We start from the raw sequence: 23,284 nt of genomic DNA, 5'->3' as shown, positions 1-23,284 counted from the left end.
CCCGATGGGTCTGCCCCCGTCACTCATCGGTGGCGGGGGCAGACTGCGGTGTGCGAGCCGGAGGCGCCGTTTGCCGGCTCAGCCGTTCAGCTGGGCCGGTGCCTCGGTGGCGATCCGCTCGAAGACGGCCTCATCGGCCGCGAAGTCGGAGTCCGGAATCGGCGCGTGAATGACCAGCTCGGTGAAGCCCATCTCCTGGTGGCGGCCCGCGAAGTCCACGAACGCGTCGAGGGAATCCAGTACGGCGCTGCCCTCCGGGGTGAACCCGGTGAGGAGGATCTTCTCCATCGAGGCGGGGTCCCGCCCGACCTCGGCGAATGCCTTGTCCAGCTTCTCCAGCTGCCCGCGCAGGGCTTCCCGTGACTGCTCCGGCGTACCGTTCTCCGCCAGCTTCGGGTCGCCGGTGGTCACCCAGGCCTGGCCATGCTGGGCGGCGAGCTTCATACCCCGCGGGCCGGTCGCCGCGACCGCGAAGGGCAGGCGCGGTCCCTGGATGCAGCCCGGGATGTTGCGGGCCTCTTCGGCGGAGTAGAAAGTGCCGTGGTGCGTGACGGCTCCCTCGGTGAGCAGCCGGTCCAGAAGCGGCACGAACTCGGCCAGACGGTCGGCCCGCTCTCGCGGCGTCCAAGGCTCCTGGCCCAGCGCGGTCGCGTCGAAGCCGTTTCCGCCGGCGCCGATACCGAGGGTGATGCGGCCTCCGGAGATGTCGTCCAGCGACATGAGGTCCTTGGCAAGCGTCACCGGGTGCCGGAAATTCGGGGAGGTGACCAGCGTGCCCAGGCGCAGCCGGTCGGTGACGGCGGCCGCCGCGGTCAACGTGGGGACCGCGCCGAACCACGGGCCGTCACGGAAGGTCCGCCAGGACAGGTGGTCGTAGGTGTAGGCGGTGTGGAATCCAAGCCGCTCGGCCCGTACCCACTGGTCACGGCCTCCGGCGTGCCAAGGCCGTACCGGGAGGATCACAGTGCTCAAACGCAGACTCATGCGTTCGAGCGTACGGTGCCCACGCAACAACTACGCATCCCCGCATCAGGGGCCCCATCGATGTTTCACGTGAAACATCGGCTCCGGCGGTGTTTCACGTGAAACATCGCTACAGGCCTCGCCTGGCTGATCTTGGTCTGACCGCCTGCACCCATGGGCGAAGATGGAGCGGTGACCTCGGCTCCCCAGCGCCCGGACGGGCCTCTCTCCGCTCCCCGGCTCATCGCCACAGACCTCGACGGCACCCTGCTGCGCGACGACAAGACCGTCTCTCCCCGCACGGTCGCCGCGCTCGCCGCCGCCGAGCAGGCCGGTATCGAGGTCTTCTTCGTCACGGGCCGCCCGGCCCGCTGGATGGGCGTGGTCAGCGATCACGTCCACGGCCATGGCCTGGCTATCTGCGCCAATGGCGCAGCCGTGGTCGACCTCCACGCCGGCGGTGAATTCGTGCAGGTCCGGTCCCTGCCCAGGGCCACCGCGCTGACGGTCGTGGACGCACTGCGGGCCGCCGCACCCGGTACGTCGTTCGCGGTCGAACTGACCACCGGCATCAATTACGAGCCGTCGTATCCGCCGTTCTTCCAGGACCCCGGAGCCGCCGTCGCCATCGCGGAGAAGCTGCTGAGCGAGGAGCTGGACGACACTGCCGCTCCGGTGCTCAAGCTCCTCGCACACCACTCCGAGCTGGCGCCGGACGATTTCCTGGCTCTGGCCCGCTCCGCGGCCGGCGCTTATGCCTCCATCACCCGCTCCAGCCCTACGTCCTTGCTGGAGATCAGCGGGCTCGGTGTGTCCAAGGCGAGCACGCTGGCCCTGTGCTGCGCCGAGCGTGGCATTTCCCCCGCGGAGGTCGTCGCCTTCGGGGACATGCCGAACGATCTGGAGATGCTGACCTGGGCAGGCACCTCGTACGCGATGGGCAATGCCCACCCCGATGTGCTCGCGAGTGCCTCGGACCGTACCGTCGCCAACAACGAGGACGGGGTCGCCCTCGTCATCGAACGCATCCTGGCCGAAGGCACCGACCCTCAGCCGGGGCTCTGACCAGCGCGACGGGGGCCTGGACGGCCTAGTGCGGGAGACGGGGCCCTGGACGGCCTAGTGCGGGGCCTCCCACACGACCGTGGTTCCGCCTCCGTTCTCGGCGAGGCCAGGGCCGTACCAGCTGGCGCCGCCCAGCGACTCGGCCCGTCGGCGTAGATTGCGCAGACCGCTGCGCCGGCCGCCCTCCGCGATGCCCACTCCATCGTCGGCGACCTCAAGCCGGACGCCCGGTCGCCCGTCGGCCAGATGGATCGTGGAGTCCACCAGGACTTCGATCCGGGATGCCTGCGCGTGCCGGAACGCGTTCGACAGGGCCTCACGCAGGGCCGCGATCAGGTTCTTGCCGACCAGCTCGCCGACGGTCGCGTCGATCGGGCCGATGAACCGGTGCGCGGGCTTGAAGCCCAGCGGTACAGCGGCCATGTTGATCTCGCGCAGGACCCTGGTGCGCAGCCCGGACGGCGCCTCCGCCGGCCCCTGCTGCAGCGCGAAGATCGCGGTGCGGATCTCCTGGATCGTCACGTCCAATTCATCCACCGCCTTGCCGACGCCGTCACGGACCTCGGGGACGATGGACCGGCGCTGAGCGCCCTCCAGCATCATTCCCGTCGCGAACAGCCGCTGGATCACCAGATCGTGCAGGTCGCGGGCGATCCGGTCCCGGTCCTCGAAGACCGCGAGCCGTTCCCTGTCGCGCTGGGCTTCCGCCATCATCAGCGCGAGCGCCGCTTGTGAGGCGAACTGGGTGGCGAGGGTGCGCTCTGCCTCGCTGAAGGGCCGGCCGCCCCTAGCCCTCGGGGTCACCAACGCACCGAGCACCCGCCCGCCGCTCTGTAGCGGCAGCATCATGCAGGGGCCGTACTGACTGGTGAGCCGGCTGATCATGCGGGAGTCCGCGGCGGCGTCCTCGACGAAGACGGGTTCGCCTCGCAGCAACTCGTTCACGACGGGGCTCTCGGGCGGGATCACCAGGCCGAGGGAGGTGGCCGGGTTGTCGGAGGAGACGGCGACGATCTCCATTCCGCCCTCCTCGGCGGGCAGCATCACGATTCCGGCGGCGGAGTCGGCCAGTCGGCGAGCCTGCTCGGCCACCACGGCGAGGGCGTCGTCCGCGTCCCCTCCGGACAGCAAGGCCGTGGTGACGGCCACCGAACCGTCGATCCAGCGCTCGCGCTGTGTGGCGGCCTCGTACAGCCGGGCATTGCCGATGGCGATGCCCGCTTCGGTGGCCAGGACGCGGACCATGTGGACGTCGTAGTCGTTGAACTCGCCGCCACCGTTCTTCTCGGCCAGGTACAGGTTGCCGAAGACCTCTCCCTGCACCCGGATGGGAACGCCGAGGAAGCTCTTCATGGGCGGGTGATGGGCCGGGAAGCCCGCCGAGCGCGGATCCTTCGTGAGGTCCGGGAGCCGCACCGTGTCAGCGTGTGAGATCAGCGCTCCGAGCAGGCCCCGCTTCCCGTCCGGGCGGTGTCCGATCTTCCGGGCCAGCGCCTCGCTGAGGCCGAAAGTGACGAAGTCGGACAGGCCCCGGCGGTCGGTGTCGACGACCCCGATCGCCGCGTAGCGGGCGTGGGCGAGTTCGGCGGCCGTCTCACAGATGCGGTCGAGCGTGGAGTGGAGTTCCAGCCCGGTACCGACCGAGCGCATCGCCTCCAGCAGTTGCGGAACCCGAGCGGTGAGTTCGGTGGACAGCTCCTGCAGACTTCGGGTGGCGTGAGCAGCGGCCTCCAGCGGGTCCGGTGATACCCGTGATGGTTCCGGCGATTCCTGAGACTGCTCCGCTGACATGCCCTTGAGCCTAGTTAGTCCCAATTAGCTGTGAAAGTCGGCCAACGTCCCATCAGTCTCCCGCTCGCGCTCCAGGAGCCGCCGTAGCGGCCCTTCGGCCGTGGCCAGCTCCCCGTACGCACCGCGCTGCACGACACGCCCCCTGTCCAGCACGAGCACCTCGTCCACCGCCTCCAGTCCCGCCAGCCGGTGCGTGATCAAAACTGTGGTGCGGCCCTCGGTGGCGGCCAGCAGGTCCGTCGTCAACGCGTCCGCGGTACGCAGGTCCACATGCTCGGCCGGCTCGTCCAGAACGAGTACCGGGAAGTCCGCGAGCAGTGCCCGGGCCAGGGCCAGCCGTTGGCGCTGACCACCGGACATCCGCTCACCGTGTTCACCGACCAGGGTGTCGAGACCGTCCGGGAGGCTGTCGACCCACTCCAGCAGCCGGGCCGCGGACAACGCGTCCCGCAGCCGGGCATCGCTCGCGTCGGTCCGTGCCAGTCTCAGGTTCTCCCTCAGGGAGCTGTCGAAGAGGTGTGCGTCCTGGGCGCACAGGCCGACGAGGCGGCGTACGTCGTCACTGTCGAGGGAGCGCGCTTGCGTGCCGCCGAGGGTGTACGAGCCTTCGCGCTGGTCCAGGAACCGCAGCAGAACCTGCGCCAGTGTCGTCTTGCCCGATCCGGACGGGCCTACGACGGCGATGCGGCGGCCCGGTTCGAGGGTCAGGTCCAGCCCGTGCAACGCGTCCGTCTCCTGCCCGGGGTGCCGGGCCGCGACGCCCGTGAGTCTCAGGGGGAACGGTGAGGCGGGGCGCGCAGCAGCCTGCTCCGGCTCACCGACCGGCATGGGCGCGTCGATGACCTCGTAGATCCGCTCGGCACTGCGGCGGACCCGCTGCCGGTACTGAACGGCTTGCGGGAGTCCGACCACGGCCTCGAAGGCGGCGAGCGGGGTCAGTACGATCACCGCCATCGCCACTCCCGCCAGTCGGCCCCCGGCCACCGCGTTCGCGCCCAGAGCGGCAGCGCACACCACGGTCAGCCCGCCCACCAGAGCGGACAAGCCGCTGCCCAGCCCGGTCGCGTCCGCGCCCCGCGAGGCGATCATGGTCAGGGTCCGGTCGCCCTGCTTCGCGGCGGCCTTCCGCCCGTCGAGTGCACCGGCCACCGTCAGCTCGGCAGTGCCGGTGAGCAGGTCGGCCACCCGGGTGGCCAGCTCACCCCGCGCGGGCGCGAGCCGGCGCTCCGCCCGGCGGGCGACGGCCCCGCTCACCAGCGGCACTCCCACCCCCGTCGCGAGCAGTCCGAAGGCGAGGGCGGCCCCCGCTTCGGGGAGGAGCCACGCGGTGAAGGCGACCGACCCGGAACCGACGAGCACAGCGGTTCCGACCGGCAGGAGCCAGCGCAGCCAGTAGTCCTGGAGGGCGTCGGCGTCGGCCACCAGCCGGGACAGCAGATCACCTCGCCGCTGCTCCCGCAGTCCGGCAGGCGCGATCCGTTCCAGTCGGCGGTAAACGGAGACTCGCAGGTCCGCAAGCATCCGCAGCACCGCGTCGTGCGACACGAGCCGCTCCGCATAGCGGAAGACAGCCCGGCCGATACCGAAGGTGCGGGTGGCGGTGACGGCCACCATCAGATAGAGCACGGGCGGCTGTTCGGAGGCACGGGAGATGAGCCAGCCCGACACGGCCATGAGCCCGACGCTGCAACCGACAGCCAGCGCCCCGAGCAGCAGTCCGAGCCGGAACCGCCCCTGCCAGGCTTTGGCCACCGCCCTGACGCGGGTGAGGGGATGCGTCCCAGCGCCGCCGGACCCTTGCCCCTTCGCAGTCCGTTCGGGCGCCCTGCCGAGAATCCATTCGCCGGGGCCGGACGGTTCGTCACCGGACCCCACCGCCTCCTGGCCGATCACCACGGCGGAGGCCCGGGCCGGAGCCCTGCCGAACCCTGCCGCCGGGCCGGCTGTCGGGTCGGCCGCCGGGCCGGCTGTCGGGTCGACAGCCGGGTCAGCCGCCGGGAGCTCCACCACCCGGTCCGCGACCGCGAGCAGGGCCGGCCGGTGCACGACCAGCAGCACGGTCCGCCCCACCGCGAGGCGCCGGACGGCCTCCACGACGCCCGCTTCTGTCTCCCCGTCCAGTGCTGCGGTCGGCTCGTCCAGCAGCAGCACCGGCCGGTCCGCGAGGAAAGCCCGCGCCAGCGCCAGCCGCTGGCGCTGGCCCGCGGAAAGCCCCGTACCGCCCTCGCCCAGCGGGGTGTCCAGACCTTGGGGAAGCCCGGTCACGAACTCCAACGCCCCGGCGTCCCGCAACGCCCGGGACACCGCGTCGTCGGAGGCGGCGGGCCTGGCCAGTCGTACGTTCTCGGCGATCGTGCCCGCGAACAGGTGCGGGCGCTGCGGCACCCACGCGATCCGCTCCCGCCACTCCTCCATCGCCAGTTCGGTGAGATCGCTGCCGGCGACCCGTACCCGCCCGGAAGTGGGAGTCACGAAGCCCAGCAGCACCTGGAGCAGAGTGGACTTTCCCGCCCCGCTCGGCCCGGTGAGAGCGACGCATTCCCCCGGCTCGACAGCCAGCGATACGGGCCCGGGCGAATCCGCGCCCCGTCCGGGGTATCGGACAGCCACCTCGTCCAGTTCGATCCTCAGCCCCCGGGCGGGCACTTCACCGGTCCCGCCCGAAGCAGTCACCGGCGTCTCCAGGACCTTGAAGATCTCCTCAGCGGCCGACAGTCCCTCGGCTGCCGCGTGGTACTGCGCTCCCACCTGGCGCAGCGGGAGATAGGCCTCGGGAGCCAGGATCAGGATGACCAGCCCCGTATACAGGTCGAGGTCACCGTGGACGAGCCGCATGCCGATGGTCACCGCCACCAGGGCGACCGAAAGCGTGGCGAGCAGCTCCAGGGCGAACGAGGACAGGAAGGCGATGCGTAGTGTCCGCATCGTGGCTTGGCGGTAGTCGTCGGTGATCTTGCGGATCGATTCGGCCTGGGCCTTGGCCCTGCCGAAGACCTTGAGCGTCGGGAGCCCCGCCACCACGTCCAGGAAGTGCCCCGACAGCCGGGACAGCAGCCGCCACTGGCGGTCCATCCGGGACTGAGTGGCCATACCGATCAGAGTCATGAACAGCGGAATCAGCGGCAGGGTGGCCATGATGATGGCTGCCGAGACCCAGTCCTCGGTGACGATGCGGGCGAGAACCGCCACCGGCACGACCACCGCGAGCCCCAGTTGGGGCAAGTAGCGGGAGAAGTAGTCGTCGAGTGCGTCGACGCCTCGGGTGGCCAGCGCCACCAGCGAGCCGGTCCGCTGCCCGCTCAGCCAACCCGGTCCGAGATCCGCGGCCCGGTCCAGCAGCCGGTCCCGTAGCTCCGACTTGACGGCCGCGCCGGCCCGGTGGGCGGCACGTTCCGTGAGCCAGGCGATCAGAGCGCGCCCCAGCGCCACCGCTGCGAGCAGCAGCAGTGGCGTCCGGAGCGTTTCTGCATCCAGCCCCTTTTCGAAGGCACCGACCACGATCTCGGCGAGGAGCATCGCCTGTCCGACGATCAGCCCCGCACCGGCGAGCCCGAGGGCCACCACCGCAGCCAGGAAGAGGCGGGTGGATCGGGCGTAGCGCAGCAGGCGCGGGTCGATCGGTTTCACGTGAAACATCCCCTCGGCAGGGTCAGGCGGCAGAGTCGGTCAGCGCGCCGGATCAGTGCGCGTCGACGATGTGCTGGGTGCCGATCCGCTTGCGGAACACCCAATAGGTCCAGCCCTGGTAAAGAACGACCACCGGCGTGGCCACTGCGGCGCACCAGGTCATGATCTTCAACGTGTACGGGCTGGATGACGCGTTGGTGACCGTGAGGTTCCAGGAGTCGTTCAGCGAGGAGGGCATGACGTTCGGGAAGAGCGTCAGGAAGAGCATCGCGACGGCTGCCGCGATGGTGACCCCGGACAGTGCGAACGACCAGCCTTCTCGGCCCGCCATATTGCAGCCCAGGGCGGCGAGCAGCGCCGCGACCGCGACGGCCATGGCGATCAGGCTCTCGCCGTCACCGCGCGAGGACTGCGTCCAGAGCAGGAAGACCGCCGCCAGGATGGCGGTGACGACACCCAGCCGGGTCGCGAGCCGGCGCGACCGGTCCCGGATGTCACCGACCGTCTTGAGCGAGGCGAACACGGCGCCGTGGAAGGTGAACAGGGTGAGTGTGACCAGACCGCCGAGGAGCGAGTACACGTTGAGCAGGTCGAGCAAGGTGCCGACGTACTCCTTGTGCTGATCGATCTTGACGCCGCGGACGATGTTGGCGAACGCCACACCCCACAGGAACGCGGGGATCAGTGAGGCCCAGAAGATCGCGTGTTCCCAGTTGGTCTGCCACTTGTCCTCGGGACGCTTGTGCCGGTATTCGAAGGCGACACCGCGGACGATGAGACAGACCAGGATCACCAGCAGCGGCAGGTAGAAGCCGGAGAAGAGGGTGGCGTACCACTCGGGGAAGGCGGCGAAGGTGGCACCGCCGGCTGTGAGCAGCCAGACCTCGTTCCCGTCCCAGACGGGTCCGATCGTATTGATCAGCACCCGCTTCTCCTGACGGTCGCGGGCAAGCAGTTTCGTCAGTACGCCGATACCGAAGTCGAAGCCCTCCAGGAAGAAGTAGCCGATCCACAGGACGGCGATGAGCACGAACCAGACGTCGTGGAGTTGCATGGTGTGGTCTCCTCAGCCTCAGTACGAGAAGGCCATCGGCCGGTCGGAATTCCTGTCGTCCCCGCCGATCTTGGTGGGCGGGTTGAGGTCGGCTTCGGTGAGCTCCGGAGGGCCGGCCTTGACGTACTTCACGAGCAGCCGGACCTCGATCACGGCGAGCACGGCGTAGAGGGCGGTGAAGACGAGCATGGACGTGAGCACCTCGCCCTGCGTGACGCTGGGGGAGACCGCGTCACGGGTGCGCAGGACTCCGTAGACGACCCACGGCTGGCGGCCCATCTCGGTGAAGATCCAGCCCCAGGAGTTGGCGATCAGCGGGAAGCCGAGCGTCCCGATGGCGGTGAGCCAGTACAGGCGGGTCAGGCGCGGGTTCAGGGCCGTCTTGAACAGGACCAGGTGCGGCCGTTCGTCGTCACCGGTGCGCAGGGCGGCCGGAAGCAGGAACTTGCGCCGGGTCAGCCACAACCCCAGGGCGCCGATACCGAAGGACGCCATGCCGAAGCCGATCATCCATCGGAAGCCCCAGTAGGCGACCGGGATCGCGGGCCTGTAGTCGCCGGGGCCGAACTTCTCCTGCTCGGACTTGTTCACGTCGTTGATGCCGGGCACGAAGGAGTCGAAGTCGCTGTCGGCCAGGAAGGACAGCAGGCCGGGCAGCTCCACGGCCACCTTGTTGTGGCCCTTGTCGACGTCGCCGACGGCGAAGACCGAGAAGGGCGCGCTCTTCTCTCCGTCCCAGAGCGCTTCGGCCGCGGCCATCTTCATCGGCTGCTGCTTGAACATGACCTTGGCGAGCGTGTCGCCGCTGATCGCTGTCAGCAGGCCGCCGATGACGACGGCGATCAGACCGAGCCGCAGCGAGGTGCGCATCACGGGGATGTGCTTCTTGCGCAGCAGGTGATAGGAGGCGATGCCGACCATGAAGGCACCGCCGGTCAGCGCGGCCGCCGTGAGGGTGTGGAAGACCTGTGCGACGGCCGTGTTCTGGGTGAGGACCTGGAGGAAGTCGGTCAGCTCGGCGCGCCCGGTCTCCTTGTTCATCCGGTATCCGACCGGGTGCTGCATCCAGGAATTGGCGGCGAGGATGAAGTAGGCGGAGAGGATGGTGCCGATCGAGACCATCCATATGCAGGCCAGATGGATCTTCTTGGGGAGCTTGTCCCAACCGAAGATCCACAGCCCGATGAAGGTGGACTCGAAGAAGAAGGCGATCAGCGCCTCGAAGGCCAGCGGAGCTCCGAAGACGTCACCGACGAACCGCGAGTAGTCGGACCAGTTCATGCCGAACTGGAATTCCTGGACGATGCCGGTGACGACACCCATCGCGATGTTGATCAGGAACAGCTTGCCCCAGAACTTGGTCGCCCTGAGGTACTTCTCCTTCTCGGTGCGCACCCAGGCGGTCTGCAGGATCGCGACGAGCGCGGCGAGCGAGATCGTCAGGGGGACGAAGAGGAAGTGGTAGACGGTGGTGATACCGAACTGCCATCGCGCCAGAGTCTCCGGCGCCAGAGCCAGGTCCACGTCGCATCTCCTTCGGGTCGCCGTGGGTCGACAAAGCCTCACCCCGTCTGTCACATCCCACGCGATACGGGATGAAACAGACGAGCTTGTGAACGCGTTCACATTCACAAGCATTATGGCGCACACCCTTTTCGATCTTTTCGGCGGGGGTCCCCTCTAGCCAGCTAGTTCAACAAATTGTTGAATGTGACCCATGAAGATTCGAATCTCGTGGCCCGCGGGCCAGCTCATCGCCACCCTGGAAGAGACCCCGAGCAGCAAGGCCCTGGCCGAGGCGCTCCCGATCTCCGCCTCTGCCCACACCTGGGGCGAGGAGGTCTACTTCGACACCGGCGTGTCCGTCACGCTGGAGCACGACGCCCGCCAGGTCGTCGAGCCGGGGACCGTCGCCTTCTGGACCGAAGGCGACGCACTCGCGCTGCCGTACGGCCCGACGCCCATTTCCCGTTCGGGCGAGAGCCGCCTCGCGAGCCCCTGCAACGTGCTCGGCTCGTTCGACGGCGACCCCCGCCTGCTGGCCACCGTCCGCGACGGCGACCCGGTCCGCGTCGAACTCGCGTAACCGGGTCGCGCCCTACGGCGGTACGGCTACATCTCCTTGAAGAACGCTTCCGCCGTCTGCAGGAAGATGTCATTCGCCTCGGACTCACCGATCGTGACCCGCAGGCCCTCACCCGGGAACGGCCGGACCACCACACCGGCCTTCTCGCAAGCCGCCGCGAACTCGACGGTCCGCTCCCCCAGCCGCATCCAGACGAAGTTCGCCTGCGTGTCGGGGACCACGGTCCAGCCCTGCGCGAGAAGGGTGTCGTAGACCCGCTTGCGTTCGCATACCAGCGAGCCGACCCGACCGAGCAGCTCGTCCTCGGCCTGCAGCGAGGCGACCGCCGCGTCCTGAGCGAGCTGGCTGACGCCGAAAGGCACCGCGGTCTTGCGCAGCGCCGCTGCCACCGGCTCGTGCGCCACCGCGAAACCGACCCGCAGGCCGGCCAGACCGTACGCCTTGGAGAACGTACGCAGCACGCACACGTTCGGACGGCTCCGGTACAGCTCGATGCCGTCAGGAACGTCCGTGTCGCGGACGAATTCCCGGTACGCCTCGTCCAGCACCACCAGTACGTCCGACGGCACGCGGTCCAGGAACCGCTCCAGCTCGGCCCGGCGCACCGCGGTACCGGTGGGGTTGTTGGGGTTGCATACGAAAATCAGCCGGGTCCGCTCGGTGATCGCGGCCGCCATCGCGTCCAGGTCGTGCACGTCCCCGTCGGTGAGCGGAACCTGCACGGACGTCGCGCCGGAGATCTGGGTGATGATCGGGTACGCCTCGAAGGAGCGCCAGGCGTAGATCACCTCGTCGCCCGGACCGGCCGTCGACTGGATCAGCGACTGCGCCACGCCCACCGAGCCGGTGCCCGTGGCGATGTGCTCGACCGGAACCCCGAAGCGCTCGGCGAGCTCGTTCACCAAGCCCGTGCAGGCCATGTCGGGGTAGCGGTTGAAGTGGCCGGCCGCCGCGACCGCCGTCTCCAGGACCCCCGGCAGCGGCGGGTACGGGTTCTCGTTGGAGGACAGCTTGAAGGCGACGCGCCCGTCCGCCGCCGCGGGCTTGCCGGGCTTGTACGTGGGGATGCCGTCCAGCTCGGCGCGCAGCTTCGGGCTCTTCTCGCTCACCGCAGGTCCTCCTCGACCGTCCCGTCGACGTCGCCGACGACTCAATACTGCTCACCTTATGAGGATTCCGCCGATCAGAGAATGGCGGGCGCCAGGATCACAGGGGGAGCGCGCGCATATATGCGCGCGCCGGTGGCCTGCGCCGTGGCGCGCGTCCCCCGTGCAGGTGAGTTGAGAACTGCGCAGGACGGCACCGTTTTGGCGGGCCCGTCGTCAACGACTAGCGCCTTGGCCGCCCCACACCTCCAAATTGCCTTGTATTGCAAGGTCATTGGGGGTGGCGAACCAAGGAGAATCGTGCCTGTCAACGGGTGCATATGCAGCCGGACCAGCCACCCCTTCGAGCCCTACTATCGGCTCGCCATGACAGCAGCAGGGAAGCATCAGGTGAGCCGGACCGAGACCACCCGGCGCGTCGGCGGCCGACAGGGCCGGGCCGGCATCAGGGACGTGGCCGCCGCGGCGGGCGTCTCGATCACGACCGTCTCCGACGCGCTCAATGGCAAGGGACGGCTGCCCGACGCCACCCGCCGCCACGTTCGCGAAGTCGCCGACCGGCTGGGCTACCGGCCCTCAGCCGCCGCACGCACCCTCCGTACCGGCAAGTCCGGCCTCATCGGCCTGACCGTGACGACGTACGGGGATGAACCTTTCACCTTCACGGAATTCGCGTACTTCGCGGAAATGGCCCGGGCCGCGACGTCCGCCGCGCTCGCCCGCGGCTACGCCCTGGTCATCCTCCCCGCCACCTCACGCCACGACGTGTGGTCCAACGTCGCCCTCGACGGCACCGTCGTCATCGACCCCTCCGACCACGACCCCGTGGTCAGCGAGCTGGTCCGCCAGGGCCTGCCGGTGGTGTCCGACGGCCGGCCCGCCGGATCCCTCCCGGTGACCGCCTGGGTCGACAACGACCACGAGGCCGCCGTCCTCAACCTCCTCGACCACCTCGCCGCCGCGGGAGCCCGCAGGATCGGGCTCCTCACAGGAACCACGACCGACACCTACACCCGGCTCTCGACCACCGCGTACCTCAGCTGGTGCGAGCGCGTCGGCCAGGACCCCGTCTACGAGTCCTACCCCGCCCACGACCCGTGCGCCGGCGCCGTCGCCGCCGATCGGCTGCTCGCCCGGCCCGACCGGCCCGACGCCGTCTACGGGCTCTTCGACCCCAACGGCACGGACCTGCTCGCCGCCGCCCGGCGGTACGGTCTGCGCGTGCCCGAGGACCTGCTGCTCGTCTGCTGCAGCGAATCGACCGTCTACGCCAACACGGAACCCCCCATCACCACGCTCTCCCTCAAGCCCCGCCGTATCGGCACGGCCGTGGTCCAGCTGCTGATCGACGCCATCGAAGGGGTCGACACCGGCCGTCCCGTCGAGCAGGTGGTCCCGACCGAGCTCATCATCCGCACCTCCTCGCAGCGCAGGCAGCCCCGCACGACCGTCAGCCCGCCCCGCTCGCCCGCCCAGGACTGATCACACCGCCTACGCCCGGTACTTGGCGCCACACCGGCGGGGCCGACCGCCCTGCCGGATATTTCAACAACCACCCATACGGGGAGAAAGCGGCAGGAAGGAACGGCTCCGGCCAGGATTCACCACCCCTGGTGCGTCACAGAGCGCGAGCTGCATTCCTATGATGGGCGCACGACATCACGGACCCTCCGCCACGGAGGCCAGGAGGGTCCGCAGGTGTACGGCAGTGCGACGGTGGTGGAGGGGTCGATGACTCAGGGGGCCGGTCAGGGACCCGCGATGCGGACGGACACGCTGCGGGACTTCCGGGTTCCCGTCACCGAACCCGCCCCGTACACCGCGTCCGTCGGCGTGCCCGGTGAGGCTCCCGTGTACGGCGAGTACCCGGCGTACTACGAGGAAGGCGCTCCCGTGCCTCCGCGCCCCGCCTACGCGCCCGAGGCCGCCCCGCCTCCCGCACCCGGGTCGGACGCACCGCCCGCGGCCGCACCTCCCGCAGCCGCACCGGCCGAGGATCCCGATGGCTACACACCCACGCAGCGCGACCTGCCCGTGATCGGCCGCGGTGCGGCCGAAGGTCCCGGGGACACCGTCCAGGTCCACTACGTGCCGCAGGAGCCGGCAGCCACCGGCCCGGGTCCCCTGTACGTCGTCGGCGACGTACACGGGTACCTCGACGAGCTCCTCACCGAACTCCGGGCGCAGGGGCTGATCGACGCCGACGGCCATTGGTCCGCCGGAAACGCCCGGCTGTGGTTCCTCGGCGACTTCACCGACCGCGGTCCGGACGGGATCGGCGTCATCGACCTCGTGATGCGGCTCTCCGCCGAGGCCGCCGCCGCAGGCGGCTACTGCAAGGCCCTGATGGGCAACCACGAGCTGCTGCTCATCGGTGCCAAGCGGTTCGGCGACACCCCCGTCGTCTCCGGCGCCGGGACCGCCACCTTCCAGGCCGCCTGGCTGCTCAACGGCGGTCAGCGAAGCGATATGGAGCGTCTCCAGGACGTCCACCTCCAGTGGATGTCGCGGCTCGACGCCGCCACGCTGGAAGACGGACACCTGCTGCTGCACTCCGACACCACCGCGTACCTGGACTACGGCGACTCCATCGAGGACGTCAACGACACCATCCACGAGCTGCTCACCCGCAACGACGCCGACATCACTTGGGACCTGTTCCGCAAGTTCACCAAGCGGTTCGCCTTCCGTGACGAGGAAACGGGCCCACAGGCCGTACGGGAGCTGCTCGGCACGTACGGCGGCGACCGCGTCGTGCACGGCCACAGCCCCATCCCCTACCTACTCGGCGAGGTGGGCACGGAGGACGGTGACGACGCCCACGGGCCGGAGGCGGTGGACGGCCCGCACGTGTACGCGGACGGTCTGGCGATCGCGATGGACGGCGGCGTGACCATGGCCGGCAAGCTGCTCGTGGTCCAACTACCGCTGAACGACTGAGTCTTCCCCGAGCGGGTATTTCCGGAAAGCCCCTGTCACCTCGTGGCATGGGCGCTCTACCATCGCTCTATCCGTAGCAGGCTCTCCTCCGTTTGTGCCGGCGCCCGAATCTACGCGGGCATACCGGCTTGTACGGAGCATCGGGGGATGCACATGACCAGCGCTCCGCACCTGCTCACCGAAGACCGACCGGAGTTCGATCGGCTCCTCGACGAGGCGCTGCGCACCGCGAACGAACGGCCAGAGCTCGCTTCCATGGGCGAACGGCTGAACGCCGAACAATTGCGCACCATGGCCATGAGTGCCAGCGCCTTGCTGACGGCAGCGGCCGCAGCCGAGTACGACCACTACGTCAAGGTCCGCGCGGAACTCCGCGACGAACACCTCTCCGCCCCCGGTACGACGGACGAGGGCGAGGGCGACGGGCAGAACGACGGCGTGGGCGTGAGCGCCGTGGTCGCAGTCCTCGCGCCGGTCCTGGCCGGCACGGCCATGCTGATCTTCCTGTTGGTCGGCTACAGCCTCAAGATGATCGACCCCGAGCCGGCCTTCGCCCGCACGATGCTGACGGCGGGGTGGCTCTTCGGCGGGCTCACCGTGGCCGCACTGCTCTTCGCCGTGATCGGCCTGCTCGTGACCGCCGTCCGCAACAGCTCCACCGAGGTGGCGGCCGAGGAGGCGGTGGCGGTACCCGACGAGCTCTCGCGCGCGCGGGAGGCCTGGCGCAACGCCCTACTGGAACGAGGCATCATGCCGTTCCTGCGGGACGCACTGGCCGATCCGAGCGCGGGCCCCGGGTATCCGATCCCCCGAACGCCCCACGCCGGCCGCATACCCAGCCTGGGATACACCCGGCCGGACTTCACCAGTCCCGCAGCCACGTCCAAGGGACCCCGCCCGGACTACACCCCGCCCGACTTCACCAGCCCCGACTTCGGAGGCTCCGAAGCCGACCGGGAGTGATGTTTCACGTGAAACACCCAGCGCGGCCGGGCCCGCGACTCCCCCCAATGGGTCGCGGGTCCGTTCCGTGCGGTGCTGTCCTCTCAGGCGGGTGCTGTCTCCTGAGCCGGGTGCCGCCTTCTTCAGTCGGCCAGCGGAAGGTAGACCCGATTGCCCGACGCCGCGAACTCCGCGGACTTCTCCGCCATGCCGGCCTCGATCTCGTCGGCCTTGAGGTCCCCACCGTGCTCGCGGCGGATGTCCTGGGAGATCTTCATCGAGCAGAACTTCGGACCGCACATGGAGCAGAAGTGCGCGGTCTTGGCCGGCTCGGCCGGGAGCGTTTCGTCGTGGAACTCACGCGCGGTGTCCGGGTCGAGGGCCAGGTTGAACTGGTCCTCCCAGCGGAATTCGAAGCGTGCGTCCGACAGGGCGTCGTCCCACTCCTGAGCGCCGGGGTGGCCCTTCGCCAGGTCCGCGGCGTGCGCTGCGATCTTGTACGTGATGACACCGGTCTTCACGTCGTCCCGGTTGGGCAGGCCCAGGTGTTCCTTGGGCGTGACGTAGCAGAGCATCGCGGTGCCCCACCAGGCGATCATCGCGGCGCCGATGCCCGAGGTGATGTGGTCGTAAGCAGGCGCGACGTCCGTGGTCAGCGGGCCGAGGGTGTAGAACGGCGCCTCCTCGCAGATCTCCTGCTGGAGGTCGATGTTCTCCTTGATCTTGTGCATCGGGACGTGCCCCGGGCCCTCGATCATGGTCTGGACGTTGTGCCGCTTGGCGATCGTGTTCAGCTCGCCCAGCGTCTTCAACTCCGCGAACTGCGCGGCGTCGTTGGCGTCCGCGATGGAACCGGGACGCAGTCCGTCACCCAGCGAATAGGTGACGTCGTACGACGCGAGGATCTCGCAGAGCTCCTCGAAGTTCGTGTAGAGGAAGTTCTCCTTGTGGTGGGCGAGACACCACGCGGCCATGATCGAGCCGCCGCGCGAGACGATGCCCGTCTTGCGCCGGGCGGTCAGCGGCACGTACGGCAGCAGCACGCCGGCGTGCACCGTCATGTAGTCGACGCCCTGCTCGGCCTGCTCGATGACGGTGTCCTTGTAGATCTCCCACGTCAGCTCTTCGGCGCGGCCGTCGACCTTTTCGAGCGCCTGGTAGAGCGGCACGGTGCCGATCGGGACCGGGGAGTTGCGCAGCACCCACTCGCGCGTCGTGTGGATGTTGCGGCCGGTGGAGAGGTCCATGACCGTGTCGGCGCCCCACTTGGTCGCCCAGGTCATCTTGTCGACCTCCTCCTCGATCGAGGAAGTGACCGCGGAGTTGCCGATGTTGGCGTTGACCTTCACCAGGAACCGCTTGCCGATGATCATCGGCTCGATCTCCGGGTGGTTGACGTTGGCCGGCAGTACCGCCCGACCTGCGGCGATCTCTTCGCGGACGACCTCGGGAGAGACGTTCTCGCGGATCGCCACGTACTCCATCTCCGGGGTGATCTCGCCCCGGCGGGCGTACGCGAGCTGGGTGACCGCCGCCCCGTCACGGCCCCGCCGGGGCTGGCGCGGGCGGCCCGGGAAGACCGCGTCGAGGTTCTTGAGGCCCCCGCGCGGCGAGGTGTGCTTGATGCCGTCATCCTCGGGGCGCACCGGACGTCCGGCGTACTCCTCGGTGTCTCCGCGCCCGATGATCCAGTTCTCTCGGAGCGGGGCGAGGCCCCGGCGGACATCGGTCTCGATCTGGGGGTCGGTGTACGGACCGGACGTGTCGTAGAGCGTCACGTCCTTGCCGTTGGTGAGGTGGACCTGGCGGACCGGCACCCGGATGTCCGGGCGGGAGCCCGCCACGTATCCCTTGTGCCAGCCCGGCTGGCGCTCGGTCTGGCCGTCAGCGTCCTGGCTGACGGCAGGCGTGCGTGCGTCCTGCATGGTCATGAGACCTATCTCCCTACGCCGGCATTACCCGGTAACAGGTTCGGCGGTCGACGCAGCCTCTTCCCGTACCCGCCTTCCGGCAGGCGTACGGTGATCAGCGCCCTCTCAGCCCGGTGCTCCGAGCTCCCGCGTTGTGCAAAGTAGCCCCCACGCTAGCGTCATCTGTGGCGTGCTGAACAGTGGGCCCCCGCAACTCTTGCGATGATCGGCCGGTGACGTCTTCGCCGCAGTCTCCCAGCCGCCTCCCCGAGCCCAGTGGTCCCAGCGACCACGAGCACGCACACCACGGGCACGACCACGGGCATGACCACGCGCCTTCCCACGGCTCCACGCACGGATCGGCGCACGGGTCCACGCACAAGTCCGCGCACGGTCATTCCCACAGTCACGGTCACGGCCCGGCGGCGCCCGTCTCCCTGCACCTGCGCAAGGTCATCGCCGCCGTGCTGATCCCCTTCGCGGCTGCCGTCTTCGTCGGGATGGTGGTGCTCTGGCCGGGCGGAGCCCCCGCTCACGAGCGGACCGGCGTCGGATTCGACCGACAGACCCAGCAGGGCCAGGTCGTCGCATTGGCGAGCGTCGACTGCAAGTCGGTCAACGCCGCTCAGGTCCCACCCACCGGCGACACTTCGACCCCGTCGGGGCGCGAGGCCACGGCGGAGCAGACCGGCGCGTGCAAGAAGGCGACCGTCGAGGTCGGTACCGGCCCGGACAAGGGCCGCACCTTCGTGGAGATCGTCCAGCCGGGCGCCCCCCGGCAGCTGGCGAAAGGCCAGGAGGTGGTGGTGGCCTACGCGCCGGATGCCCCTCGGGACCTCCAGTACTCGGTCATCGACCTGAACCGGAAACTTCCGTTGGCTCTGCTGGCGCTCATCTTCGCCGTCGCCGTGGTCGTGGTCGGACGGATGCGCGGACTGTTCGCCCTGATCGCGCTGGTCGTCAGCTTCGGCGTGCTGACGCTCTTCATCCTCCCGGCGATCTTGCAGGGCTCCAACCCGCTGATCGTGGCGGTGGTCGGGGCCAGCGCCATCATGCTGATCGCGCTCTACATGTGTCACGGCCTGACCGCACGCACCTCGGTCGCCGTTCTGGGCACGCTGGTGTCGCTGCTGCTGATCGGCCTGCTGGGCTCGCTCTTCATCGGCTGGGCATTCCTCAGCGGCAACACCGACGACAACACCGGGCTGATCCACGGCCTTTACCCGGACATCGACATGAGCGGTTTGCTGCTCGCCGGCGTGATCATCGGATCGCTCGGTGTACTCGACGACGTGACCGTCACCCAGACGTCCGCCGTCTGGGAGCTCCACCAAGCCGATCCCACGATGGGCTCCCGGGCCCTGTACCGGGCCGCCATCAGGATCGGACGCGACCACATCGCCTCGGTGGTCAACACCCTGGTACTCGCCTACGCGGGCGCCGCGCTCCCCCTGTTGCTGCTCTTCTCCATCGCGAACAGCAGCATGGGTGCGGTCGCCAACAGCGAGTTGGTGGCCGAGGAGATCGTCAGGACGCTGGTGGGTTCCATCGGGCTCGTGGCCTCCGTACCGGTGACCACCGCCCTGGCCGCACTGGTGGTTTCCGCCGACCGTCCGGGGACCACGGGGACCGCCCCGCCGGCCGCGCCGGTACGTAGTGGCCGAGGACGTCGGCGCAAGCGCTGAGCCGCGGCGTCCCCGGGTAGGGCCGCGCAGGAGACCCGCTCAGCCGGCGTTCTGCTCGTTGTGCCGGGCTTCGGCGAGGATCTTGTCAAGCGCCTCGTCGAGCGTCCCCTCGAAGTCTCCGAGGTTGCGTTCCTGACCGAGCGGAACCAGCCGGTCGGTGCGGTCGAGAAAGGCGACCAGCGGCGCCGCTCCCGCGCGGAACAGGGCCCGTTCGCCGCCGACCTGCAGGCGGATGTGGACGTCCGACAGTTCATCGGGGTGGGACGGGGCGATGTGCACATCGCCGTCGCCACAGGGCTTGTTGATGCCATCGAGGAGCAGCTCCCGACCGAACGCCCAGGTCACGGGCGCGTCTCCGGGAAGGTGGAAGGTCAGTCGCACTGCGTAGGGGTCGTGAGCGTCGTACCGGAGTTCCACCGGGATCCGGAAGGAGAGCTCCTCGGAGACGAGAAAGCTCATCATGACCTCTGCCTGTACCGACTCGCGCATTGCCTACCCCGATGTTGTGGAAGTGGCCAGGAATGGTCCCCCCAAGGGCCCTCTTGACAAGAGTGGTGTAAGTGCTAGCAGATCACAAGGAGTGAGATTTCAGATACTGATAGAGAACGAGAGGGTGCTCAACAGCGCGCCTACTTCTCTACGCAGCCGGTCAACTGCATAGCGCAAACGGTCCTCTTGGTGCAAAGGGAACGAAATCGCCATGGTTGCAGCAGTATCTCCCGCCGTAATCGGGATCGCGGCGCACACTGTGCCCAATACATATTCCTGACGCTCCGTAACCGGTTCCATTCGCTGGACAGAGGCGAGGCGTTGTTCGAGAGCGCGCTCGTCCCGCACGGTGTAAGGGGTGACCGCACCGACCGGATGCCGGGCGTAGTGGTCCTTGCGCGTCTTCTCATCGAGCTGGCCGAGAAGGCACTGCCCGATGGCGTGCGCGTGGCCGGTCGCGCGGAAATCGGCCCACTCCTCGCAGGCGGGAGCGGCCGGCGTGTCCGATACGCCCACCACCTCGATCTCACCCTCGCGGTAGACCGCGAAGTAGACGGGGGCCCCGACCGCGTCGCGGAAGTGTGCGAGGGAGTCCACGATCATGCTGCGACGTTTCTGCTGCAGTCCACCGCTCGCCAGACGCCAGGCAGCGTCACCGAGCACGAAGACCCCGCCTTCGCGGCGCAGGTAGCCCTCGTGGGTCAGGGTGCGCAGCAGGTGGTACGCGGTCGGCAGCGGGAGGCCGGCCTCACGTGCCAGTTGTTTCGCCGGGGCTCCGTCGCCGTGGGCACTTACCGCTTCGAGCAGCCTCAGCGCCCTCTGCACCGAACCGATCAGCGTCGGCACACCGGCGTTGTGCACTGCGGACAAAGCTCACCCCCAGGCGTGAAGGCGGGCTCAAGGGTGGCCCGCCTTGCGGGGGCCACCCCCGCGTATGCCGTGGATCCTGGGGGTCGCGCTCGACAGCTGATGAAGATGACCGCAGGTCAGAACGGTGATACCGCGAGGGGTACCCAGGGACGGCCCAGATTGGCACTCTATCCGCCGGTTCTGGTCGAGCGAGAGGTTTCCCCCCTCACGTTCCCCCACCTGGGTCAATCCCGGTCGCGCCCGGCCGGGCGTCCTACCACTCACCGGCGGAGGACTTGGATCCGCCGCGGGTGAACTTCTTCACCACGAAGACCAGACCGCCGACGAGGGCCGCGAAGAGCAGCAGCTTGAAGACGAAGGCGATCAGTGTCCCGAGGATGGTAGTGATGACTCCTCCGAAGACGAACAGCGCCAGAAGCGGAACGGCGACCCACTTGACCCACCAGGGCATGCCCTCGAACATCGCTCGGATCCCGTTCATGTCCACAACCTTTTCCTCGTCGGTGACTTCCTGCTTTCGATGCTAGGAGGCGACGGTCTCCACCGGGTGCCCGCGAGCCCTCGGAACCCCCTGATCCGACCCTTAGGGGGATCAGGGCTCCTACCCTCAGCCCTCCGGCGGGGAGAAGACCACCAGCACTTTCAGCGGTTCCGTGATGTGGTGGAACCTGTGCGGCACACCGGCCGGGACATAGACGACGCTCCCGTTCGCCACCGTCGTCGTCTCCTCCCCGACCGTGATCGAGGCCCGGCCGCTCACGACGAAGTACACCTCGTCCTGTCGGTGCGGCTGCTGGGGGTCGGTCTGTCCTGCATCGAGCGCGTACAGCCCGACCGACATGTTCCGCTCCTTCAGGAACTGCAGGTACGCGCCGTCATTGGCAGCCCGTTCCGCTTCGAGCTCGTCCAGCCGGAAGGCTTTCATCCTTGTCCTACCCCTTGTTCCGCGGTGCCGTGGAATCCGCTGATCTGACGATGTCCCACCAGGATCTTCTCTGCAACGATCGGACCCATGACGAACTTCGTAGTCAAGACGCTCGCCAACGCGGCGGCCCTGGCCGTGGCCATATGGCTGGTCGCCGGCATCACGCTCGACGAGGGCGTGGACAGCACCGGCAACCGGGTCCTCACCCTGATCCTGGTCGCTCTGGTCTTCGGCCTGGTCAACTTCATCGTCAAGCCCGTGGTGAAGCTGCTCTCCCTGCCGCTCTTCATCCTCACCCTCGGCCTGTTCACCCTCGTGGTGAACGCCCTCATGCTGCTGCTGACTTCCTGGCTGGCCAAGCAGTTCGACCTCAGCTTCCATGTCGAGGGGTTCTGGACCGCGGTCATCGGCGCTCTGATCATCTCCGTCGTCTCCTGGGCCGTGAACCTCGCCCTGCCCGACAAGAGCTGACCGGCCACCCGTACCGCGCGTGTTGAAGGAGCCCATCCCGTGAACGATCACTCCGAGGCATCGGCCGACCGGTACGGCGACGGGACCCGGGCCGTCCGCGCCGGGCTGCCCGAGCCCGTGAAGAACGAGCCGCCGTTGCCGGGGCCCGTCTTCGCTGCCCACTTCCACCTCCCCGGCGAGGTCGAGGGACCGTACGCCTACGCCCGGGACAGCAACCCGACCTGGACACTGCTGGAACGGGCCATCAGCGAGCTGGAGGCACCCGGCCAGGACGGCGCGGAAACCGTCGTCTTCGCTTCCGGGATGGCCGCCATCTCCGCCGTCCTCCTGTCACAGACCCGGTCGGGGGACACCGTCACCCTTCCCTCCGACGGCTACCAGGCACTGCCGCTGCTCCAGGAGCAGCTCAAGGCCTACGGAATCCGCGTGCGCACGGCCCCGACCGCCGGCGATGCCCAGCTCTCGGAGCTCGACGGCGCCCGGTTGCTGTGGATCGAAACGCCGTCCAACCCGGGCCTCGACGTGTGCGACGTACGCCGCCTCGTCGCCGCCGCGCACGCCGGCTCCACCCTCGTCGCGGTCGACAACACGCTCGCGACGCCGCTCGGGCAGCGTCCACTGCAACTCGGCGCGGACTTCTCCGTCGCCAGCGGCACCAAGGGACTCACCGGTCACGGCGACCTCCTGATCGGCTACGTCACCTGCCGCGACCCCGAGCTGGCCGCCGCGATCCGCCGCTGGCGCAAGATCGTCGGAGCCATCCCGGGCCCGATGGAAACCTGGCTGGCCCACCGCTCCCTGGCAACGATCCAGCTCCGGGCACAGCGCCAGTGGGCCAATGCGCTTGCCGTCGCCGAAGCACTGCGCGAGCGCGCCGACGTGAGCGGACTGCGGTATCCGGGACTGCCGTCGGACCCGTCGCACAAAACGGCCACCTTGCAAATGAGCGGCTATGGGTCGGTGGTCTCGTTCACCCTGTCCGACCGCGCGCACGCGGAACGCTTCATGAACGCCCTGCGCCTGGTGGAGGACGCCACGAGTTTCGGTGGGGTGCGGTCCACCGCGGAGCGGCGCGGACGGTGGGGCGGGGACGCGGTGCCGGAAGGCTTCATCCGCTTCTCGGCCGGCGCCGAGGACACCGACGACCTGGTCGCAGACGTCCTGCGGGCTCTAGATTCCGCGGGCCAATTCAACTGAGTGGATGAGCGGGAGTGGTCCGAGCCTCCCCCCTCTTGGCTCGGACCCCCCGCTGGTTCCCTCGGTGAAGAACCACATCCACAAGGCTAGTTGACTTAGCGTCAGAGTCCAATCACGGTAGCGACAGGGGCCTATCGGCATATTTATAGTTGAAGGCCCCAAC

Annotated in this window: 19 protein-coding genes; 8 read left to right on the top strand and 11 right to left on the bottom strand. The window is 68.8% G+C overall.

Annotated elements, in window-relative coordinates:
* Positions 1 to 78: 78 nt before the first annotated feature.
* Positions 79 to 984 (bottom strand): LLM class flavin-dependent oxidoreductase, encoded by a 906-nt coding sequence (locus OHA81_RS16435; protein WP_329196744.1) that lies wholly within the window; start codon positions 982 to 984, stop codon positions 79 to 81.
* Between the two features lie 153 nt (positions 985 to 1,137).
* Here OHA81_RS16435 and OHA81_RS16430 point away from each other — a divergent pair, with 153 nt between their 5' ends.
* On the top strand, positions 1,138 to 2,028 hold the full coding sequence (locus tag OHA81_RS16430) for a Cof-type HAD-IIB family hydrolase (RefSeq protein WP_329196742.1): 891 nt from the start codon (positions 1,138 to 1,140) through the stop codon (positions 2,026 to 2,028).
* A 54-nt stretch (positions 2,029 to 2,082) separates the two neighbouring features.
* Here OHA81_RS16430 and OHA81_RS16425 read toward each other — a convergent pair whose 3' ends face one another.
* The 4 genes from OHA81_RS16425 to OHA81_RS16410 are packed head-to-tail and all read right to left on the bottom strand — an operon-like array spanning position 2,083 to position 10,024.
* The gene (locus OHA81_RS16425; RefSeq protein WP_329196740.1) at positions 2,083 to 3,819 is read right to left on the bottom strand and encodes a sensor histidine kinase; all 1,737 of its coding nucleotides are present in this window, start codon (positions 3,817 to 3,819) and stop codon (positions 2,083 to 2,085) included.
* Between the two features lie 24 nt (positions 3,820 to 3,843).
* The gene (gene cydD, locus OHA81_RS16420; protein ID WP_329196738.1) at positions 3,844 to 7,446 is read right to left on the bottom strand and encodes a thiol reductant ABC exporter subunit CydD; all 3,603 of its coding nucleotides are present in this window, start codon (positions 7,444 to 7,446) and stop codon (positions 3,844 to 3,846) included.
* 52 nt (positions 7,447 to 7,498) lie between these two features.
* A complete protein-coding gene (cydB, locus tag OHA81_RS16415; protein WP_329196736.1) occupies positions 7,499 to 8,500 on the bottom strand; it encodes a cytochrome d ubiquinol oxidase subunit II in 1,002 nt (333 codons plus the stop codon).
* Between the two features lie 18 nt (positions 8,501 to 8,518).
* Positions 8,519 to 10,024 carry a cytochrome ubiquinol oxidase subunit I gene (locus OHA81_RS16410; RefSeq protein ID WP_329196734.1) on the bottom strand — a complete coding sequence of 502 codons (1,506 nt, stop codon included), beginning with the start codon at positions 10,022 to 10,024 and terminating at the stop codon, positions 8,519 to 8,521.
* 193 nt (positions 10,025 to 10,217) lie between these two features.
* Here OHA81_RS16410 and OHA81_RS16405 point away from each other — a divergent pair, with 193 nt between their 5' ends.
* Positions 10,218 to 10,586 (top strand): cyclophilin-like fold protein, encoded by a 369-nt coding sequence (locus OHA81_RS16405; RefSeq protein ID WP_329196732.1) that lies wholly within the window; start codon positions 10,218 to 10,220, stop codon positions 10,584 to 10,586.
* A gap of 26 nt (positions 10,587 to 10,612) precedes the next feature.
* On the opposite strand, the gene hisC is transcribed toward OHA81_RS16405, so the two are convergent.
* Positions 10,613 to 11,695, bottom strand: coding sequence for a histidinol-phosphate transaminase (gene hisC, locus OHA81_RS16400; protein WP_329196731.1), 1,083 nt, complete (start codon positions 11,693 to 11,695; stop codon positions 10,613 to 10,615).
* A gap of 363 nt (positions 11,696 to 12,058) precedes the next feature.
* On the opposite strand from hisC, the gene OHA81_RS16395 reads away from it, so the two are divergent.
* The 3 genes from OHA81_RS16395 to OHA81_RS16385 all read left to right on the top strand — a co-directional run bounded on the left by OHA81_RS16395 (position 12,059) and on the right by OHA81_RS16385 (position 15,595).
* Positions 12,059 to 13,174 (top strand): LacI family DNA-binding transcriptional regulator, encoded by a 1,116-nt coding sequence (locus OHA81_RS16395; RefSeq protein ID WP_190185544.1) that lies wholly within the window; start codon positions 12,059 to 12,061, stop codon positions 13,172 to 13,174.
* Positions 13,175 to 13,408: 234 nt separating this feature from the next.
* Positions 13,409 to 14,632 carry a metallophosphoesterase gene (locus OHA81_RS16390; protein ID WP_443056772.1) on the top strand — a complete coding sequence of 408 codons (1,224 nt, stop codon included), beginning with the start codon at positions 13,409 to 13,411 and terminating at the stop codon, positions 14,630 to 14,632.
* 147 nt (positions 14,633 to 14,779) lie between these two features.
* Positions 14,780 to 15,595, top strand: coding sequence for a hypothetical protein (locus OHA81_RS16385; protein ID WP_329196726.1), 816 nt, complete (start codon positions 14,780 to 14,782; stop codon positions 15,593 to 15,595).
* A gap of 122 nt (positions 15,596 to 15,717) precedes the next feature.
* Here OHA81_RS16385 and thiC read toward each other — a convergent pair whose 3' ends face one another.
* A complete protein-coding gene (gene thiC / locus OHA81_RS16380; protein WP_329196724.1) occupies positions 15,718 to 17,505 on the bottom strand; it encodes a phosphomethylpyrimidine synthase ThiC in 1,788 nt (595 codons plus the stop codon).
* A gap of 179 nt (positions 17,506 to 17,684) precedes the next feature.
* Here thiC and OHA81_RS16375 point away from each other — a divergent pair, with 179 nt between their 5' ends.
* A complete protein-coding gene (locus OHA81_RS16375) occupies positions 17,685 to 19,169 on the top strand; it encodes a YibE/F family protein (RefSeq protein WP_443056559.1) in 1,485 nt (494 codons plus the stop codon).
* A 39-nt stretch (positions 19,170 to 19,208) separates the two neighbouring features.
* Here the strand turns inward: OHA81_RS16375 and OHA81_RS16370 are convergent, their stop codons facing one another.
* The 4 genes from OHA81_RS16370 to OHA81_RS16355 all read right to left on the bottom strand — a co-directional run bounded on the left by OHA81_RS16370 (position 19,209) and on the right by OHA81_RS16355 (position 21,453).
* Complete coding sequence (locus tag OHA81_RS16370; RefSeq protein WP_190185547.1) at positions 19,209 to 19,658, bottom strand: SsgA family sporulation/cell division regulator; 450 nt, start codon at positions 19,656 to 19,658, stop codon at positions 19,209 to 19,211.
* Between the two features lie 99 nt (positions 19,659 to 19,757).
* Positions 19,758 to 20,504: an IclR family transcriptional regulator gene (locus tag OHA81_RS16365; RefSeq protein ID WP_329196720.1), complete on the bottom strand. Its 747-nt coding sequence runs from the start codon at positions 20,502 to 20,504 to the stop codon at positions 19,758 to 19,760.
* A gap of 277 nt (positions 20,505 to 20,781) precedes the next feature.
* Positions 20,782 to 21,009, bottom strand: a complete 228-nt coding sequence (locus OHA81_RS16360) for a DUF5326 family protein (protein ID WP_443056558.1) — start codon at positions 21,007 to 21,009, stop codon at positions 20,782 to 20,784.
* A gap of 126 nt (positions 21,010 to 21,135) precedes the next feature.
* Entirely contained in the window at positions 21,136 to 21,453 is a 318-nt protein-coding gene (locus OHA81_RS16355; RefSeq protein WP_329196718.1) for a cupin domain-containing protein, read from the bottom strand.
* Positions 21,454 to 21,540: 87 nt separating this feature from the next.
* Here OHA81_RS16355 and OHA81_RS16350 point away from each other — a divergent pair, with 87 nt between their 5' ends.
* Together OHA81_RS16350 and OHA81_RS16345 are read left to right on the top strand one after the other, a co-directional pair.
* Entirely contained in the window at positions 21,541 to 21,924 is a 384-nt protein-coding gene (locus tag OHA81_RS16350; RefSeq protein WP_329196716.1) for a phage holin family protein, read from the top strand.
* A 39-nt stretch (positions 21,925 to 21,963) separates the two neighbouring features.
* Positions 21,964 to 23,121 (top strand): cystathionine gamma-lyase, encoded by a 1,158-nt coding sequence (locus OHA81_RS16345; RefSeq protein WP_329196714.1) that lies wholly within the window; start codon positions 21,964 to 21,966, stop codon positions 23,119 to 23,121.
* Positions 23,122 to 23,284 lie beyond the last annotated feature (163 nt).

Source organism: Streptomyces sp. NBC_00667 (genome assembly GCF_036226825.1).
In the GTDB taxonomy this organism is placed as follows: domain Bacteria; phylum Actinomycetota; class Actinomycetes; order Streptomycetales; family Streptomycetaceae; genus Streptomyces.
The sequence above is the reverse complement of the archived record's forward strand: the minus strand, read 5'-3'. Positions and strand labels throughout refer to the sequence as shown.